The sequence below is a fragment of the Rothia sp. HMSC071F11 genome, from assembly GCF_001809115.1.
GTDB lineage: Bacteria > Actinomycetota > Actinomycetes > Actinomycetales > Micrococcaceae > Rothia > Rothia dentocariosa.
Genome location: NZ_KV795763.1, coordinates 56,378 through 74,207 on the forward strand (window position 1 = coordinate 56,378; position 17,830 = coordinate 74,207).

Genomic DNA, 17,830 nt, shown 5'->3' on the forward strand with positions numbered 1-17,830 from the left:
ATTTTCCCTATGATTCTCAGAGTTTGGTTATTTTTGGGTGTTCCACGACGTAATGCAAATTTGTGCATAGGATGCGCCACCCACCGCACAAGGATACAGTGCCACAAATATTAATGGCGAGAAGCAGACAACCCATCCGCTTCTCGCCACATCATCAATTTTTCACGGCGGTGTGCGGCATCAGCCTAACCGTCGTACTCGATCTCGTGCCGTTTGAACCAGCCAATCACCGGGTAACTGATAGGCATGAGCACAATCTCAACCAGGCACTTATACACATACCCGACCAAGGTGTAGCTGATGAATTGATCCAAGCTGGTAATCCCCAGAATAGGCGAAGCAATCGCACAGAAAATAATGGTATCCGCCAGCTCGCCCACGAGGGTTGAAGCGATCATACGCGCCCACATAAACCGCCCGGAGGTGGCCTTCTTCATGGCAACCATCACCCATGCGTTCAGAAGCTGACCTGTCAAATACCCCAGCAGCGACCCGGCAAAAATCTGCCATACGGGACCGAGAATAATGGCGAACGCCTCTTGATTCTCATAGTAGCTGGCGGGCGGCAGGGCAACAGTCAGCAGGAAGCATCCGGCAGCGAACGCCGCCGCCACAAACGAGGCGATAATAGCCCGGCGAGCGCGCTTAAACCCGTACACCTCAGAGAGCACATCGCCGAGTACATAGGCCAGCGGGTACAAGAAGAAACCACCATCACTGGGGATAAAGTTGCCGTTCGTGAACGGCGGAAGCTCAAATGGGAGCGGCCCGAATTCGATACCTTTCGTAGCCGCAATATTCGAAATAATCAGAATCACGCAGGATGCGCCCAGCAGCAGGTCAAAATAGCTGCGGCGCTTCGCCCACGGCGGGGTAGTAATATCCTGCGGTGCCTTAGCGGGTGTAGACATAGTTCTCCCTGAAAGGTTTGATGTGAATGTTGTTTTGAGGTTATGCTCGTCTGCCACCCGAGCACTCACTATCTTACCCAGTAACTCCGTTTGGGCGAGAACCTAAAAAGGCTCTTGAGGTGATAAAGCGTAGTTTCGCCGATTTATTCGGATCACGAGCCTTTTTACGGTGCAGGCTGCCGCCTCTTAAACTATAAATATGGGTCACCAAGAACCTGCTCGCTCATCCGTGCGCCGCACAACCGCGCACATCCCGCGTTTGCCCCGAAGCATTTCGGCGGCGATGCGCGGTGCCCGCCGCGCCGGTTCAGTTCTGGAACCCCTGCTCGTTTCCTCCAGCGAACTCATCGGGTACCTCCCCTATCGTGCCTACGGACGAACCCTGCACTATCGGGTTGATAACGCACACTATCTTGAGGCTGCCCAGACCGAGCCACCCGGAATTCTTTTCTTCTTCGACGGCGATTACCTGCTTCGTTCAAATAGCAGGCTGCTCAGCCGCACCTCCAGTTTGCGCCGCGACCTCGCCGATATTGCCCGCGAACATCGTATGCTGTGCGTGCCCGTGCTGGCACCAGGAACCCTTGAAGCACCCGTTTTCAATGACCCCACAACCACCTGGTGGGTGCGTGCCCGCAGGAACGGTCGTGTTTTTCGTGCCCTTGCCGCCGACCTCGCCGAACGCTACGGATACGATCGCACGCGCATCTGGCTTGCCGGGTATTCGGGCGGAGCGGAATTTATTACCTACGAACTGCTGTCGCATTCCAACGACTGGCTGCTGGGCGGGGGCGCATCCATGATCGGCGGAGGCGGTTCCGACGGTATTCCGCAGCGCTTCCGCGGGCCCAGCCGTTCCCTAAACGGGATGCTGCTCAGCTGGCATGTGGGAGATCGCGACGGCAAAGCACCGGCTTCTGCGGGCCAGATCTGGTCAGCGCAGCGTGCAGCCCATGAGGGTGAAGAATTTTACCGGGGACGGCAGGCACGCACCATGCTGCGTATTCTGCCAAAGCAGGGGCATCGGGGGTATCCGCTAACCTCTTTGATTCGGGACGATTTGCGCGCCGCCACACGACTGGGCTACCTCTGAGCCGGGGCTTCTAAATTTTTCGGGAACAGTATTTTTACTCCTAGTCAGTGCACGATGCGCTCGTTGAGAAATATCTCAAGTTTTTCGGTAATTTTTTGTGCCACAGTCGCAATTTATTGACGTTCTGCGGTAAAGTGTCACTATGCCTCGTATTTCCGCCGCAACAAACGCCGCTCAGCGCGAAAACACCAAACGCGCCATCCTCGAATCTTTCGGGAAGCTCCTCTACTCCCGAGGACTCCCCGGACTCACCATGACCGACGTCGCCAAAAACGCCGGTATTGGGCGCACAGCAGTCTACAATTACTTCGCTGACATGGGCGAACTCCTGGTTGCCTACGCCCTTGACGAAACCGAACGGTTCCTGCACGAACTCGACGAAGGGATCACCGGAGTCACCAACCCCATCGATCAGCTCGCCGTATACATTCGCCTGCAGATCGAAGACCTCGCCCGCAGGCACCTTCCCCCCGGACCCGCCATGCGCTCCATGCTCTCACCCGAATCATACGCGCGCCTCGGCAAACACGTGAGCGAACTGCAAATGGTTTTGGCAAACATCCTCTCCGATGCCATCACCGAAAAATACATACCCGAAAACGACATTCGCGAACTCGCGATGCTCGTACACGGTTCACTCTCCTCAAGCGCCGGACGCGCCGAAGATGCCCCCGACGCACAAACCCGCGAACGCCAGATTCAAAGCACCATCAGGTTCATCCAGATGGGGCTGGGCGCCCGGTTTGATGCGGACGGAAACCCCCTCAAAATCGAAGAAACTCAAGCAAACAAAAGCGAGAAAACGACCGACCTGACCGTCGCATCCTAAAGGCGCTCGTCCCCGTCCGGCAGAAAACGAACCAGCATTAAACGCGAAAGCCCCCGACCGCTACGTCAGGGGCTTTCTTCATCTCCACAAGTTAGCTGCGGGAGCGAGTGCGCATCCGGCTAAAAACCCGGAACCTGATCCAAATCAAGCACCCGCGCATACATCACCGCACGCCGATGCAAAGCATTGCGCAACGCCCGATGCACCCCATCCTCCAGGTACAAATCATCACGCCACTTCACCACATGCGGAAACAAATCCCCATAAAACGTGGAATCCTCCGCAAGCAGCGTCTCAAGGTCAAGCGTCTTCTGCGTCGTAATCAGCGCATCAAGACGCACCTGCTGCGGAGGCACATTACCCCAATCAGCATGCGACAAATGATGCTCAGGATACGGGCGCGAAGAACCAACCTTCTTGAAAATCATATCTACATTCTAAAATGCTGCTCCCCCAGGCCGAAAAGCCACTCCCACAACACACGGCACAACGCCACAATAAAACCCGGTCAACACACCAAAAACAAAAATCCCCGACCTCGAAAACTCAAAGCCGGGGAAAGAGCGGAGGATGGGGGATTTGAACCCCCGAGGGCGTGAACCCAACACGCGTTCCAGGCGTGCGCCATAGGCCGCTAGGCGAATCCTCCAACAAAACACCCAAAAAGGGCGAACGGATAAAACTATACAGGGAACCCAACACTAAGGCAATTCTGCCCCAACGAAAGTGCCCAATGCCACTAGGTACCCCAAGGCCCCGGCACCAAGTTCACAACCACCACAAAATCAGGTAGACTGGTACGTGCCTCTTACGTGGCGTTATCTTGGAAAACTCCCCCAGGACCGGAAGGTAGCAAGGGTATTCGAGCTATGACGGGTGCGTAAGAGGTTTTTTATATCCAAAAACATTCGCAGCAGAAACACACCGTCATAGTGCGCTCACGCGCCCGCGCCGCTCACGCTTCGCGGCTTCAACCTCAGATTTATTTCCTCGCGCGCTCGGAATCTGAGGCTTCAGCGGTTGCGTAAGAGGTTTTATCGTTAAACTTCGGATGCATTACACAGTGCATCAGGCTGACAGGATTTCCCAGCTTTACAGGGACCCTGTCAGCTACGCTCGTTCCTCGCTTGCTGACATCCCTAGGCGCTTAGAAATCCTGTAGCCATGATGCACCTGCATCTCGTTTCCCTTGGGGCGGGAGGGGCAAGTGTCTCTGGGTTTCTAGTGTTTTTTGGCAAAATGATGTTTTCCGTTTCAGCGTCGAAGGTGGATTCTAGGTTCTTCTAGACTTCGGGAGCGTTTTCTTCAAGAGACTTATCTGAGATAACCTGCCTGCCATTTCTCACAGGCGAGAATTTAGGCATAAACCATCCCACGCCAGTAACGAAACCAAACCCCAAGCGCGCATCCGTGAACTAAAATAGTGTAGAACCCCGCGTCGTCAACCAGAAGGTCACCCGTGAGCACAGCACTCTACCGCCGTTACCGCCCCGAGACCTTCGCCGAAGTCATCGGGCAAGAACACGTCACCGAACCGCTCATTACCGCACTCACCAACAACCGCGTCAATCACGCCTACCTCTTCTCAGGTCCGCGCGGATGCGGCAAAACCACCTCCGCACGAATCCTGGCGCGCTGCCTCAACTGTGCCCAAGGACCAACCCCCACCCCCTGCGGCGTATGCGACTCCTGCCGCGAACTCTCCCGCGACGGCGGCGGCTCCCTCGACGTCATCGAAATGGATGCGGCATCCCACGGCGGCGTAGACCATGCCCGCGACCTGCGTGAACGTGCAACCCTCGCACCCGTGCGCGACCGCTACAAAATCTTCATCATCGACGAAGCGCATATGGTCACCCGCGAAGGGTTCAACGCCCTGCTCAAAATCGTGGAAGAACCGCCCGAGCATATCAAATTCATCTTCGCCACCACAGAGCCAAATAAGGTTCTCGGAACCATCCGCTCACGCACCCACCACTACCCGTTCCGGCTGGTACCGCCCGAAGTTCTTCTGCCCTACCTCGAAAAGCTCTGCGGCGAAGAGAACGTACCCGTCGAATCCGGTGTGCTTCAACTCGTCATCCGTGCTGGCGGCGGCTCCGTGCGCGACTCGCTCTCCATTCTTGACCAGCTTATCGCCGGTGCCAACACCGAATCCGGCATTAGCTACGACCGCGCGGTCGCCCTGCTTGGATATACGCACGCCCAGCTTCTCGACAACGTGATTGATGCGTTTTCCGCCCAGGATGCGCCTTCCCTCTTCGAGGCGGTCTCGCGGGTGGTGGCGACCGGGCAAGACCCCCGCCGTTTCGTCGAAGACCTGCTCGAACGCCTGCGCGATTTGATTGTGGTGCAGGCGGTACCACAGAATGCCGCGCAGATTCTGCAAGGCGTTCCCGCCGACCAGATAGAACGCCTCAAAACGCAGGCGCAAACCTTCACCACGGCCCAGCTGACCGGCGCGGCGAGCACCGTTAACGAAGTGCTTAATTCTATGACCGGTGCCACCAACCCGCAGCTGCAGCTTGAACTGCTATGCGCGCGGCTGCTGGTTCCTGCGGATAGCCCGGGCGGTGCTGGCGGCGATCTTACAGCCTTGACCTCTCGGCTGGATGCGCTCGAACGTCGTCTTGCCGCCGGTGGTGCGGGTGCGCCTCAACGTGGGGGACGCTTGGGGAATCCCGCAGCGGGGCAGGGGGTGCCTTCCGCCGTGCAGAATAGCGTATCGCCCAGCGCTGGCGGTTCCGCCGAACGTCAACCTCCCGCGCAGCATGCCGCTCCCCCGTTGGCGGCAGGCGGCGGAGCGTCAAAGAAGGCGGCTGGTGCCGAGGCTACGAACGCATCGGCACAGCATCGCGGCCCCGTTTTAGGGCAGAACACGAATCAGCAGGTGCCTAAGTCTGAAACTGAAGGCGAGCAAAAAGAGACGCCCCAGACTCAGAAGTCTCAGGGTTCCGCGCCTCAGAATTCCGCGCCATTGGCCTCTGCCGCAGAAGGTACAGGTTCGTCCGATGGTGCCCCTTCGGAGCCCAAACCGTCCCGTTCGGTTCCCTCAGAACCATCGGCCGCGCAGGAAACTCCCGTCAAGCGCGTTACAGTCGCGGATGCAGAAGACCCGCTTGCCTCGGTGCGTGCCAACTGGCGTGCCGTGATCGCGCGGGTGAGTGCGCCGGGCGCATCCGAAAAACTGTTGCAGGTTGAGCCCGTGCGTCTGATTAGCGGCGAACTGTATGTGCGGGCAGATATGCCTACGCTCAAGGCGGTTGCTTCTTTTGTGCCGGAGTTGAGCGCGCGCGTAAGCGATTTTCTCCGCAAGCAGGTGCGTGTGCGTGCCGAGGTTGCGCGTCCCCAAACCCAGCCAGATGCGCGCCCTGCCCAGGCACCCGTCGCGAACCAGAAGTCTTCTGATCCCGCGCCGATTGCTGACGGCCCGCGTGGCGGCGTGGATGCGTGGAACCGTCACGGGCAGCCCGTCTCGTCCGGGCAAGAGGCGGCATCACAGGGTACAACCAACGTGGATGCGCCCATTACGGCCTGGGAGGTCGCGCCTATCCCGCAAGATTCCGAGGATTCCTATCCGGATGATGCGGCTGAGGGCCAGCCCGCCGCAGCATCACAGCCCGGTTCTTCCCCGCAAGATACAGCGCCTCAAGATTCCCCGTCTCGCCCCAGCACATCATCGGAGGCGCAAGCGAACTTGCCTCCCGAAACCGAGCCTGTACCCCCTGAAATACCCGAAGATAGCGGGAATACACGGGTTCCCGAGGGCGGTTTTGGCGAGCGCGATTCCTTCGCGGCCTCGGGCAGCGGGATTCCGCAGCAGAATTCTCCGAGTCCGCACGAACAGGGTGAGGATAGCGGTAATACAGATCCCCAGGATGCTGGTAGCCGCAATGAACCGGTGGACGATTCCGCGCCGGATCCGGGTCAGACGCAGGGTGAGGGCTCTTACCCCTCAGTTTCCCTTGAGTCTGTAGATACCGCCGAGAACGCCGAGTTCAGCAATATTCCGGCACCGAGCGCATCCGCGCCGCTGTCCACGGGGAATAAGCCGGCTCGGGAGGCTGCCGCATCCGCCCCGGTCTCACCTTTACCACCCCTGGCTCAGCGGCCGGATTCAGCGGACACAAAACCCGAAGAGCCGCCCGCTGAGAAACCCGCAAAATCTGCCCCAGCACGCGGACAACGCGCACAGCAGGAGCAGAACGATGAAGAAGACGTCGTTTCTGATGACGACGAAAGAATTGAGAACAGCGTTCATATCGGTTTGCGCGCCATCGAAAAGATTATTGGCGGCAAGGTGATCGACGAACGGCCACTCCATCAGATTTAGCGCGGCACAACGCGCTCACAGCACACACAGACGAGGAGAAGCATGTACGAGGGCGCAGTCCAAAATCTCATCGATGAACTTGGTCGCCTGCCGGGGGTGGGTCCCAAGTCGGCGCAGCGCATCGCCTTCTATATTCTCAACTCTGACGCCTCAGACATGGCACGCCTGACCAACGCGATTTCGAAGGTCAAATCGAGTGTGAGCTTTTGCGAAATATGCGGCAACGTTTCGGAGACGAAGCAGTGCGTTATCTGCCGTGATGATCGGCGTGACCCGGGCCTGATTTGCGTGGTTGAGGAATCCAAAGATGTGGTGGCGATTGAGCGCACCCGTTCCTTCACCGGGCGTTACCATGTGCTGGGCGGAGCTATTAACCCGTTGGCGGGGCTTGGCCCCGAGCAGCTGCGCATTCGTGAGCTGGTCTCGCGCCTGGCAGATGAGCGTATTCAAGAGATTATTCTGGCGATGGACCCTAACCTTGAGGGCGAAGCGACCGCAACCTACCTTTCGCGAATGCTGGTTCCACTGGGCATTCGCCTCTCACGGCTGGCGTCCGGTCTGCCCGTCGGAGGCGACCTGGAATATGCGGACGAAATTACGCTCGGGCGCGCGCTTGAGGGGCGCCGCGTGATCAGCGAAGGCGCGGGTATCGCTCAGGGGAATGCCGCCGAAGATTTTGAGCAGGTGGTTGACGAAGAGCAGGCGGAACGTGAGCGCGCAGATACTGAGCCAAGGGCGCCGCGTAAACGCTGGAGCGGGAGCATGTTCGACGACCTTGACGATTCCCAGGGTGAGCCCGAGGATTCTTCCTCTGATAATCCGCACGACGCGGAGAACGATAATTCTCGTGCAGATAGTTCCCCCTCACCTGGCACGCAGACTACCGTTGATGAGGCGCTTATCGAGCAGGCACTCGATGATTCTGCCCATGCAGATGCCCCGAGTTCCGAAGACACGCCAGATTCCCCTCAAGAGACCCCGCCCGAGTCCCATAAATCGGCGGCTCAGGCTGAGCAGATTCCGGTGGATATTACGCGCGCTGATGCCTACCGCATCCACGCGCACCGGTCGGAGGATTATGAGGCGCGCATCCGTAAAATACAGGAGGAGCCCTTACGCACGCCTACCCCGGAGGTTCCGCCTCTGCCCGGTGCCAAATACGTTAACCCGTGGAGCTAATAAGCCCTGTCGTTATGTAAAAGTGGGATGTGCACCGCTCGGTTCCGCTGAGTCATCCGTAACAGTTCTTCATATTTCACGTTCTAATACACATACGTGCACAATTCCCACCGCGCGCCGCATCCGCCTACTATGTAAAGAGCCGGTAAACTAGCCGGTGGCATACTCAATACTGACCTGGAGAATTCAATGAGCCTGATCGTCCAAAAGTTCGGCGGTTCTTCCGTCGCGGATGCCGAGGGTATCAAACGCGTCGCCCAGCGCATCGTGGACACCCAAAAAGCGGGCAATGATGTGGTCGTGGTCGTCTCCGCGATGGGTGACACCACTGATGAACTACTCGACCTTGCCGCTGAAGTAACCGCTACCGTTACCCCCTCGCGCGAGCTCGATATGCTCCTGACTGCGGGTGAGCGCATCTCGACGGCTATTCTGTCGATGGCGGTCAATGATCTAGGCGCGAAGGCGCAGTCTTTCACGGGTTCCCAGGCGGGCATGATTACTGACGGCGTGCATGGCGCGGCGCGGCTTGTGGAGGTCAATCCAGACCGTATTCGCCGCTCTGTTGAGGCCGGAAACATCGCGATTGTAGCGGGGTTCCAGGGTGTTAACCGCCAGAGCGGTGACATTACGACCCTCGGTCGCGGCGGTTCAGATACTACGGCGGTCGCTCTTGCGGCGGCGCTTCATGCGGATGTGTGCGAGATTTATTCGGATGTGGACGGCGTGTTCACAGCCGATCCGCGCATCGTATCAACCGCGCATAAACTCAATACTGTCACAAGTGAAGAAATGCTTGAGATGGCGGCAAATGGCGCAAAGATTCTGCATCTGCGCAGCGTGGAGTACGCCCGCCGTTTCAATCTGAAACTGCATGTGCGTTCGTCATTCTCGAATCTTGAAGGCACTCTTGTTATCCCGGAAAATTCCGCGGAACTAACCCCCACCCATGTGAAGGAGATTCCCTTGGAACAGCCCCTGATTTCTGGCGTTGCGCACGACCGTGGACAGGCAAAAATTACCGTGGTGGGCGTGCCCGATATCCCCGGATCTGCCGCTAAGGTTTTCGGTCTGCTCAATGAGGCCAAGATTAACATCGATATGATCGTGCAGAACGTCTCGACCGACCGCCCGAACGTGACCGATATTTCCTTTACGCTCAACCAGGCGCAGGGTCCGCAGGCGTTGCAGGTACTTGAGAAGACCCAGGCCGAGATCGGTTTTGAAGAGGTTATTTATAACGAGGCGGTGGGTAAGCTTTCGCTTGTGGGCGCGGGCATGAAGACCAACCCGGGTGTCTCGTTTACCTTCTTTGAGGCGCTGAGCAATGCGGGCGTGAACGTCGAGATGATTTCGACCTCCGAGATTCGTATCTCGGTTATCACCGAGCTTTCAAAGCTTGATGAGGCGGTCCGCGCGGTACACACCGCCTTCGAGCTCGATGCCGAAGGCGAGGCCACCGTATACGGCGGAACAGGCCGCTAGTTTCGGAGAATGCAGATAAGTCACTCTGTGACAGTACTTGACGGCTCGCTCTGGCGTGCTTATGCGAAGGAGCATGAGCGCCGGTCAGGGCGCTTTGCGGACCCGTTTACGAGCAGGCGCGAGCGCGGTCAGGCGCATCCGGTCGAGGATTTCCTGTTTACGTACTACACGCTCAAGCCCGGTCAGTTCAAGCGCTGGCATCCGGGGGCTGGCGTCATTCTGCTGGATGCCGCCGAACGCGCCAACTGGAAATTCTACCGCGCTGCAACCGAGGACGAGCTCCTTTCAGCTGGGCTCTCCCCCGACGATGCACGCACCCATGCCGAACGTGGCGACGCGGTTCTCGTGGATATACCCCAATTCGTGGACAAACGCGGCACCGCCCTCACGTTCACTCGCGAAATTCTGTCAAATACAGCCGATAAAAAAGCGTTTTTTGGATGCTTTGGTATGCACGAATGGGCGATGGCGTATAAATCGGTTCAGAACAACATTCGTCACGACTACCTGGATTTGCGTTTGGGTGCTGAGGGCACCGACCGGGTGGTTGAGTCGCACCGCATCCGCTGTTCGCATTTCGATGCGTTCCGGTTTTTCATGCCTCAGGCGGCGCCCATGAACGAGCTGCAGCCCACCCGTGAAGCACAGCGCACTCTGGAGCAGCCCGCTTGTCTGCACGCCAATATGGACGTCTACAAGTGGGCATACAAGCTGATCCCGCTCATCGATTCGGCGCTCGTGATGGACTGTTTTGAGCTTGCCTGGGATGCGCGCGAACTCGATATGCGCGCCGCACCGTACGACCTTCTCAATTGGGGCTATGAGCCTATTAAGGTAGAGACCCCCGAGGGTAAAGCCGAGTATGTGCGGTATCAACGCGAGCTTTCGGAGCGTTCGGTAACGCTGCGCCGTTGCGTCTTGAGCCGGGTTAAGGGCGCTCTCGATCGCGCCGCCGTGGCTTAAACTAATTTCTCCCCCGCCGGAAAACGAGGGAGAAATACTTGTGGTTGAGTTTATCTATCGCGATAGCCTGTCTTTTTCGTCCCGAGGAGCATCTTCGAGCTTTTCTGAAGTGCCAAACTTTTCAAGCTCGCATGTATTCGGTGAATATTTTCAGCGATCGTTATTTACTTAGTGGTGATTGTCCTGCACGGCTTGTGCGGTGACTCAGCGCGGTGCATCACCGCCCACCCCGGAAATGATGGCTCATTCCGCTCGGTGGAACGGAGTGAATTAACATAGCCGCGCGCTATGCCTCTTCAAGCCACGGTGGTTATGCGGTTGATGCAGCTCAGGGTTTGCCCGTTTTGTTTTCTGCCAGTGGTGATGGCAGGAGTGCGATGAGGCGCCATTGGAAAACTGGCGCGACATCATACACGCTCTTAGAGAATTTGTAATCATGCATCCCCTATGAACATAATCACTTTAAACAAAATGTGAGCAAAATGAATCGTTGATGTCACTTTTCTGGAGCAAAAGTTTACAACGGAAATATACTATACAGCATGCGAGATTGGTTTTTATAATTTACATGTAAATAGTTTATGTGAAGTCAGCAACTTTGAGATTAGTTTACCGCTCAAGCATACTTTAAACATTGACACGACGCTTGAGAACTAGCTGAGGCGCGCATCCTGATATGCATAATCTCCAAAATTATTCTTTAATCCGCAATTCTGAAACATCACCTGCTAGAGACTTCAAAATTCCGATGTTCGCTCACAGAGAACGATTTTTGAGAAGAATTATTACGCTTTTCTACAAGGAGTTTTGATTCCACACTTTCTTCTTGGTAAGGCATAGCTCACCATGGGTATCTTCATATTTCTGCACATCTAGTTTCACGTTCCCGTACCCGCCGCTCTTTCACTGAATACTGCGGTCAAAATTCGCTCGCCGAGCGGGCGTCAAGAAGCGTGTTTGCGGTAACATTAAGACGGCTCAATCAGAACTCATGCACCCAAGGAGTGCCCGCACATGGCCCGTATTGTTGTTGATGTTATGCTCAAGCCCGAAATTCTTGACCCACAGGGTAAAGCTATCGCTCACGAGCTGCCCCGTATCGGTCTAAATTCCTTCACCGACGTTCGCCAAGGCAAGCGTTTTGAGCTGACCGTCGAAGGCGAAGCTACCGAAGAGCATCTTGCGCAGGCACGCCAAGCGGCAGAAGAGCTACTCTCAAACCCCGTCATCGAAGACGTTGTGAACGTCTCGGTTCTGGAGGACTAAGAGCATGGCAGAATCACTCGCAGCACACGAAGTTCCCCTTGTTGGCGACTTCAGCGTCTCGGCACCTAACCCCGAATTTGCTGATGCGCGCATCGGCGTTATTACTTTCCCCGGCACCCTCGATGACCGCGATGCGGCGCGTGCAGTACGGTTAGCGGGCGGAACCGTCGTCGAACTTTGGCACGACGAGGAAGACCTCAAAAACGTTGATGCCGTCATTATTCCCGGCGGTTTCTCCTATGGCGACTATCTGCGTGCGGGCGCTATCGCCGCGAAAGCACCCGTCATGCATTCGGTCATCGCGGCAGCAAACGCAGCGGGAACATCGGGCTCTGCTCCCCTGCCGGTGCTGGGCATCTGCAATGGTTTTCAGATTCTTACCGAGTCGCATCTGCTCCCCGGATCCATGATTAAGAACGATCACCGCAAGTTCATTTGCCGTGACCAAACCCTGCGCATCGAAAATAACGCCACCTCGTGGACCGGATCTTACGAACCTGGGCAAGAGATTGTGGTTCCGCTTAAAAACCAGGACGGTCAATACGTGGCGGACGCCAAAACCCTAGAGGGGCTCGAAGCCGAGAATCGCGTGGTGTTCCGATACGTGGGTTTCAACCCGAACGGTTCACGCCACGATATTGCCGGTATCAGCAACGAACGCGGAAACGTCGTCGGTCTGATGCCCCACCCAGAACACGCGGTTGAGCCCGGTTTTGGTCCCTCATCCTCCGGATTCGGTGATGTTTCACTACGAGGCGGTGCCGACGGCTTGGGCGTCTTCACCTCCGTTCTTTCCAACCTGATCAACGCCCGCTAGACGCACGACGACAAGGATAGACACAAGCGATGAGCGAGAAGCAGTTTAACCTCGATACCGTCGAGCACGCGGCGGAAACCCCCGATACCGAACTCCCCTGGGCAGAGCTGGGGTTAAAGGAAAACGAGTTCGAAGACATCAAGAAGATTCTGGGCCGCCGCCCGACCGCGGCCGAGCTGGCCATGTACTCGGTCATGTGGTCCGAGCATTGCTCCTACAAATCCTCGAAAGTGCACCTGAAGCAATTCGGCGCCAAGGTCACTGATGAGATGAAAAAAGATCTGATGGTCGGCATCGGCGAGAACGCTGGCGTAACCGATATCGGCGACGGGTGGGCGGTAACCTTCAAGATTGAGTCACATAACCACCCCTCCTATGTTGAGCCTTATCAAGGTGCGGCAACCGGCGTGGGCGGTATTGTGCGTGACATTATTTCGATGGGTGCACGCCCGATCGCGGTTATGGATCCGCTGCGTTTCGGCGCTATCGACCACCCGGATACCGCCCGCGTGGTCGGCGGTGTGGTTGCGGGCATCGGCGGCTACGGCAACTCTCTGGGTCTGCCCAATATTGGCGGCGAAACCGAATTTGACGCCTGCTACCAGGCAAACCCCCTCGTCAATGCCCTGGCAGTCGGTATTATGCGCCACGAAGATATTCGCCTGGCAAATGCATCCGGCGTGGGCAATCAGGTAGTGCTCTTCGGGGCACGCACCGGCGGCGACGGTATTGGCGGCGCATCCGTGCTGGCTTCAGAGTCCTTTGACGACACCAAGCCCTCCAAGCGACCCGCAGTGCAGGTAGGCGATCCCTTCGCCGAGAAGGTTCTGATCGAATGCTGCCTGGAACTCTTCAAGGGTTCCGTGGTCGAAGGCATTCAGGATCTCGGCGCTGCCGGTATCTCCTGTGCAACCAGTGAGCTCGCCTCCAACGGCGAGGGCGGCATGCATGTAGACCTTACCAAAGTACTCTTGCGAGACCCCACCTTAACCCCCGGCGAAATTCTGATGTCGGAATCGCAGGAACGCATGATGGCGGTCGTTTCGCCCGAGAACGTCGAGCGTTTTGAGGCGATTATGAAGAAATGGGGCGTAGAGTACTCCTTCTTGGGCGAGGTGACCGATACCGGTCGCCTAACCATTGAATGGGACGGCCAGGTGATCGTTGATGTAGACCCGCGTACTGTGGCGCACGATGGTCCCACCTATGAGCGCCCCTATGCGCGCCCGGCTGGTCAGGATGCACTCCAGGCAGACCATTTCACAGGCTCCGCTGCCGACGATGCACGCCCGCGCGGCGAACAGCTGGGCGAGGCTATCAAGGCTTTCATGGCGTCCCCGAATATGTGCTCCAAGTCCTGGATCACCAACCAGTACGACCGCTACGTGCAGGGCAACACAGCCCTCTCTATGCCGGATGATTCAGGTGTGGTGCGTGTGGATGAGCACACCAATTTGGGGGTCGCGCTGGCGACTGACGCATCACCACGTTTTACCTACCTTGACCCGTATGAGGGCGCGCGTGCATCTCTGGCGGAGGCCTACCGTAATGTGGCAACCGTGGGTGCCCGCCCGGTCGCGGTTTCGGACTGCTTGAATTTCGGCTCCCCCGAAGATCCGGATGTCATGTGGCAGTTTGCGGAAGCCGTGCGCGGTCTTGCCGACGGCTGCATGGAGCTAGGTGTTCCGGTCACCGGTGGTAACGTCTCGCTGTACAACCAGACCGGAGGTAAGGCCATTAATCCGACCCCTGTGGTCGCGATGATGGGCGTAATGGACGACGTTACCCGGCGCACCCCCTCGGGTTGGGCCCCGGAACACGACGGTCAGGCCATCTACCTGCTGGGTACTACGCGTGACGAGCTGGACGGTTCAGAATGGGCGCGTTTCAAGGGCCACCTGGGGGGTCTGCCCCCGAAGGTTGATCTGGCGGTTGAACGTCAGCTTGGCGATATGCTCGTGAATATGTCGCGTGACGGCATGATCGATGCGGCACATGACGTTGCCGCCGGTGGTCTTGCCGCAGCACTCGCGGAAGCCTGCCTGCGTTTCAACACCGGGGCGCGCATCGGGCTGGGCGAAGTTGCCGAACGCGACGGGCTCGACCTGTTCACCCTGCTGTTCTCGGAGTCCTTAGGTCGCGTGGTGGTTTCCGTCCCGCGTTCTGAGGAGGTACGTTTCAAGGATATGTGCACCGCCCGACAGTTCCCGTTCGCGCGCATCGGCGTAGTGGATGCGCTCTCGAACGCGCTTGACTTCCAAAACGAGGTTTCCATCAACCTTGATGACCTGCGTGCCGCTCACGAAGGCACCATGGCAGCTCACTTTGGTGAGGTGGCGCAGGGCTAAGTTCCCCTATCGGCACTGCCTTTCCCGTACAAAGGCTCTTGGTGTGACTAAAGCAGAGTTTCCACTGCTTTCCTCACATCAAGAGCTTTTTCTGCTTCAAGGCACTCCCCACCTGCGCTTTCACACGCTAGACTGGAGGATAGGTTACATAAACCGTTCACACCGATAACACATTCGCCCCGCCGAACCGCATCCCAAAAAATGCACAGACACAACAGAAAGATCACCATGACCGCAGCACCATCCGTGCAGGTCTTTGCGCCAGACATACCTAAGGCGGGCAGAATAACGCTCGCGGCATTCGCTCTCTTTGTTATCGGTTGGCTTATCTATATCGAATTCACGGGCGGACTAGACTTCAATGTCTACCGTTTCGGTGCCATGACCATCTTCGATAACGACGGCATGCACAAAGATCTCTACGCCCGCAATCTCCTGGAGTACGGCGACTTTAGGTTGCCCTTCACCTACCCGCCTTTTGCCGCGCTCGTGTTCTTACCGTTCGCTTTTCTGCCCGCGTGGGTGGGCATCGCCATCATGTATGCGATCAGCATCGGTGTTGCATGGTGGCTGGCAACCCTTATCTATAACTATGCCACCGACCGCGGCTACAGCATCCCTTTCCAGGAAAGACTCGGCACATACGGCGTCATTGCTGCCCTCACGTTCATCATTATTATGACCGGGCCATGGCGGCGCGGGCTCTCGCTGATACAAATCAACCCCATCATTCTTACGCTGGTGCTTGCCGATTTTATACGACCGGCAACCCGCATTCCCCGGGGTGCGCTTATCGGCATCGCGGGCGGTATTAAGCTCACCCCGCTTGCCTTCGGCCTTATTCTACTCATGCGCAAAGACTGGCGCGGCATCCTTACCCTAGGCGCTTCTTTCGGCACTACCATTCTTCTTGGGTTTATCTTCCTTCCGCAGCAGGCAGTTACGTTCTGGACGAGCGCCGTTTCGGATTCCGGCCGCGTTGGAGGTATTAACTTCGCCGATAATATTTCGATTCAAGGCTGGTTGATGCACCTGGGTCTGCGTGAGCCTACCCTGAGGCCCGTATATTACGCCCTTGTTCTTGCTACGATCGGTCTCTGTGCGGTGCTTCTGCGCCAGCTTATTCGCCGTAATCTTGTGCTATCTCAGGTGGCGGTCGGCGGGTTTTTGATGGTGAGCATCTCCCCCATCAGCTGGTCGCATCATAACGTCATGTTCCCGCTGATTATCATGACGCTTGTTCTTGATGCTTTCCCTCTGTTTTTCACACACCTGCCCGCCTGGTTATCCGGTACCGCACGTGTTTTGACGTGGGTGGCGTTTATCGGTCTATATATTTCGCCAATGTGGCTGGGTGCCGCCATCGGTGGCGGATTCAACAGCCTCAACCATCTTGCGCAGTATGCCTTGTTGTTTTCGACCGTGCCGATCCTGTGTCTCTATGCGGTCATGGCTCTTTGGGCAGGTTCGGCGCTCACCCCGGCCGTACGCATAGCGCAGAATCGCGATCGCGCGGTCACGGCGGGTCCCAAACCCGAGCCTCAGGCCGCGTAGCAGCAGGTAGTGTCATGTGCAGTTGAGTTGCAACGCGCATACGGTGGTAACAAAGGATGCGGTGGTTCCCCCTCTCTGGGGAACCACCGCACCCTTATATGTCCGCGTCACAGGATGAATGCCTAAGCGCGTGTCTAAATCTGCCCTATAAGTGTCATATAACGGTTATTTACGTATATTTTTCAGTGATAATAAACACTCTGAGGCGCTGTCTACACAAGTGTAACAATCTGTCACAAATGCTCGCGATATACCTCAAACGCGAACTTTGAACATCTATCGAGATGCTTACAGACGGCCACTCTGCTCGCCTAATTGAGCAAAAAGCGCGGCATTAATACGGAATCCTTCCATAGCCTCGTCAATCAGGGCTTCACGCTGCTCTTCGCTCAAAGGAGCGCGATCAAGAAGCTCCCTATATTCATCCTTGAAGACCTTTGGCTTAGGAAGCTGCGGGAACGAGTACATGGTCAGCGCATCCCGTGCAATGCCGTAATGGCGCGCCACTAGAGCCGCCACCGCCTGCCCACCCGAGAGATCTCCTAGATAGCGCAAATAATGATGCGCCAAGAACCGCTCGGGAGCCTGCGCGGTCGCCTTAATACGCGCCACATATTCGATAGTCGCTGGCAACGGGACGTCAATCTCGGTCTGCCCTAGAGCACGAATATCATGGTGAATCGCGGCGGTACGATCCAACCCTTCCAGCGTGAAAGGATCGGTCAGTGGGTTACCGGATTCACGCAGATTCTGAGAGATTTCCTCCAAAGCCTCATAGATATAGGTGTACTGGTTGATGAGGCGTAAATACGCGGAAGTATCGAGTTTCCCGCCCATCAAATCTTCCATAAAGGTAGAGTGCTCAGCATTATCATGCACACGCTTGGTGCTAGCTTTTAGCCGGGCCGAAAACCGCTGTTCGACAGCATCGGGAGAGGTGGTTTCGGGGGTAATAATGGCGGTCACGGAACGCCTCCTGATTGAGTTGAGAGTCATGAATATTTTTGATGACACAGTGTCACCAAATCAATAAATGACATAGTGTCACTAAA

At 56.8% G+C, this 17,830-nt stretch carries 13 protein-coding genes, 1 tRNA gene and 1 other RNA gene; 11 read left to right on the forward strand and 4 right to left on the reverse strand.

The annotated features are described in order from the left end of the window. Positions 1-185: 185 nt before the first annotated feature. On the reverse strand, positions 186-911 hold the full coding sequence (locus HMPREF2554_RS08370) for a queuosine precursor transporter (RefSeq protein WP_013398444.1): 726 nt from the start codon (positions 909-911) through the stop codon (positions 186-188). A gap of 199 nt (positions 912-1,110) precedes the next feature. On the opposite strand from HMPREF2554_RS08370, the gene HMPREF2554_RS08375 reads away from it, so the two are divergent. Both HMPREF2554_RS08375 and HMPREF2554_RS08380 read left to right on the forward strand, forming a co-directional pair. Then, positions 1,111-2,004, forward strand: coding sequence for an alpha/beta hydrolase (locus tag HMPREF2554_RS08375; RefSeq protein WP_070536675.1), 894 nt, complete (start codon positions 1,111-1,113; stop codon positions 2,002-2,004). A 142-nt stretch (positions 2,005-2,146) separates the two neighbouring features. Beyond that, positions 2,147-2,833, forward strand: coding sequence for a TetR/AcrR family transcriptional regulator (locus HMPREF2554_RS08380; RefSeq protein WP_070554692.1), 687 nt, complete (start codon positions 2,147-2,149; stop codon positions 2,831-2,833). 119 nt (positions 2,834-2,952) lie between these two features. Here HMPREF2554_RS08380 and HMPREF2554_RS08385 read toward each other — a convergent pair whose 3' ends face one another. Further along, entirely contained in the window at positions 2,953-3,261 is a 309-nt protein-coding gene (locus HMPREF2554_RS08385) for a type II toxin-antitoxin system VapB family antitoxin (RefSeq protein WP_004006550.1), read from the reverse strand. 136 nt (positions 3,262-3,397) lie between these two features. After that, a tRNA-Ser gene (locus HMPREF2554_RS08390) sits at positions 3,398-3,482 on the reverse strand. A gap of 151 nt (positions 3,483-3,633) precedes the next feature. On the opposite strand from HMPREF2554_RS08390, the gene ffs reads away from it, so the two are divergent. The 9 genes from ffs to HMPREF2554_RS08435 all read left to right on the forward strand — a co-directional run bounded on the left by ffs (position 3,634) and on the right by HMPREF2554_RS08435 (position 16,778). Beyond that, an RNA gene (ffs, locus tag HMPREF2554_RS08395) (signal recognition particle sRNA small type) lies at positions 3,634-3,728 on the forward strand. A 564-nt stretch (positions 3,729-4,292) separates the two neighbouring features. Then, a complete protein-coding gene (locus HMPREF2554_RS08400) occupies positions 4,293-7,166 on the forward strand; it encodes a DNA polymerase III subunit gamma and tau (RefSeq protein ID WP_070554695.1) in 2,874 nt (957 codons plus the stop codon). Between the two features lie 42 nt (positions 7,167-7,208). Further along, positions 7,209-8,345 carry a recombination mediator RecR gene (gene recR / locus HMPREF2554_RS08405; protein WP_070554696.1) on the forward strand — a complete coding sequence of 379 codons (1,137 nt, stop codon included), beginning with the start codon at positions 7,209-7,211 and terminating at the stop codon, positions 8,343-8,345. Positions 8,346-8,534: 189 nt separating this feature from the next. Then, complete coding sequence (locus HMPREF2554_RS08410) at positions 8,535-9,830, forward strand: aspartate kinase (RefSeq protein WP_004006547.1); 1,296 nt, start codon at positions 8,535-8,537, stop codon at positions 9,828-9,830. A gap of 9 nt (positions 9,831-9,839) precedes the next feature. Continuing rightward, on the forward strand, positions 9,840-10,793 hold the full coding sequence (locus HMPREF2554_RS08415; protein WP_070554698.1) for a 3-methyladenine DNA glycosylase: 954 nt from the start codon (positions 9,840-9,842) through the stop codon (positions 10,791-10,793). Between the two features lie 1,014 nt (positions 10,794-11,807). Continuing rightward, positions 11,808-12,059: a phosphoribosylformylglycinamidine synthase subunit PurS gene (gene purS / locus HMPREF2554_RS08420; RefSeq protein WP_004006543.1), complete on the forward strand. Its 252-nt coding sequence runs from the start codon at positions 11,808-11,810 to the stop codon at positions 12,057-12,059. A gap of 4 nt (positions 12,060-12,063) precedes the next feature. Beyond that, positions 12,064-12,876 carry a phosphoribosylformylglycinamidine synthase subunit PurQ gene (purQ, locus tag HMPREF2554_RS08425; RefSeq protein ID WP_070554700.1) on the forward strand — a complete coding sequence of 271 codons (813 nt, stop codon included), beginning with the start codon at positions 12,064-12,066 and terminating at the stop codon, positions 12,874-12,876. Between the two features lie 29 nt (positions 12,877-12,905). Continuing rightward, entirely contained in the window at positions 12,906-15,224 is a 2,319-nt protein-coding gene (gene purL, locus HMPREF2554_RS08430; RefSeq protein WP_070554703.1) for a phosphoribosylformylglycinamidine synthase subunit PurL, read from the forward strand. Between the two features lie 228 nt (positions 15,225-15,452). Then, complete coding sequence (locus HMPREF2554_RS08435) at positions 15,453-16,778, forward strand: glycosyltransferase 87 family protein (RefSeq protein ID WP_244864652.1); 1,326 nt, start codon at positions 15,453-15,455, stop codon at positions 16,776-16,778. A gap of 288 nt (positions 16,779-17,066) precedes the next feature. Here HMPREF2554_RS08435 and HMPREF2554_RS08440 read toward each other — a convergent pair whose 3' ends face one another. Further along, the gene (locus HMPREF2554_RS08440; protein ID WP_013398432.1) at positions 17,067-17,774 is read right to left on the reverse strand and encodes a biliverdin-producing heme oxygenase; all 708 of its coding nucleotides are present in this window, start codon (positions 17,772-17,774) and stop codon (positions 17,067-17,069) included. Between the last annotated feature and the right edge of the window lie 56 nt (positions 17,775-17,830).

Excerpts from the sequence above, each read along its gene's own strand:
- HMPREF2554_RS08370 (WP_013398444.1), bottom strand. The coding sequence starts at position 911 with ATGTCTACACCCGCTAAGGCACCGCAGGATATTACTACCCCGCCGTGG.
- HMPREF2554_RS08375 (WP_070536675.1), top strand. The coding sequence starts at position 1,111 with ATGGGTCACCAAGAACCTGCTCGCTCATCCGTGCGCCGCACAACCGCG.
- HMPREF2554_RS08380 (WP_070554692.1), top strand. The coding sequence starts at position 2,147 with ATGCCTCGTATTTCCGCCGCAACAAACGCCGCTCAGCGCGAAAACACC.
- HMPREF2554_RS08385 (WP_004006550.1), bottom strand. The coding sequence starts at position 3,261 with ATGATTTTCAAGAAGGTTGGTTCTTCGCGCCCGTATCCTGAGCATCAT.
- recR (WP_070554696.1), top strand. The coding sequence starts at position 7,209 with ATGTACGAGGGCGCAGTCCAAAATCTCATCGATGAACTTGGTCGCCTG.
- HMPREF2554_RS08410 (WP_004006547.1), top strand. The coding sequence starts at position 8,535 with ATGAGCCTGATCGTCCAAAAGTTCGGCGGTTCTTCCGTCGCGGATGCC.
- HMPREF2554_RS08415 (WP_070554698.1), top strand. The coding sequence starts at position 9,840 with ATGCAGATAAGTCACTCTGTGACAGTACTTGACGGCTCGCTCTGGCGT.
- purS (WP_004006543.1), top strand. The coding sequence starts at position 11,808 with ATGGCCCGTATTGTTGTTGATGTTATGCTCAAGCCCGAAATTCTTGAC.
- purQ (WP_070554700.1), top strand. The coding sequence starts at position 12,064 with ATGGCAGAATCACTCGCAGCACACGAAGTTCCCCTTGTTGGCGACTTC.
- purL (WP_070554703.1), top strand. The coding sequence starts at position 12,906 with ATGAGCGAGAAGCAGTTTAACCTCGATACCGTCGAGCACGCGGCGGAA.
- HMPREF2554_RS08435 (WP_244864652.1), top strand. The coding sequence starts at position 15,453 with ATGACCGCAGCACCATCCGTGCAGGTCTTTGCGCCAGACATACCTAAG.
- HMPREF2554_RS08440 (WP_013398432.1), bottom strand. The coding sequence starts at position 17,774 with ATGACTCTCAACTCAATCAGGAGGCGTTCCGTGACCGCCATTATTACC.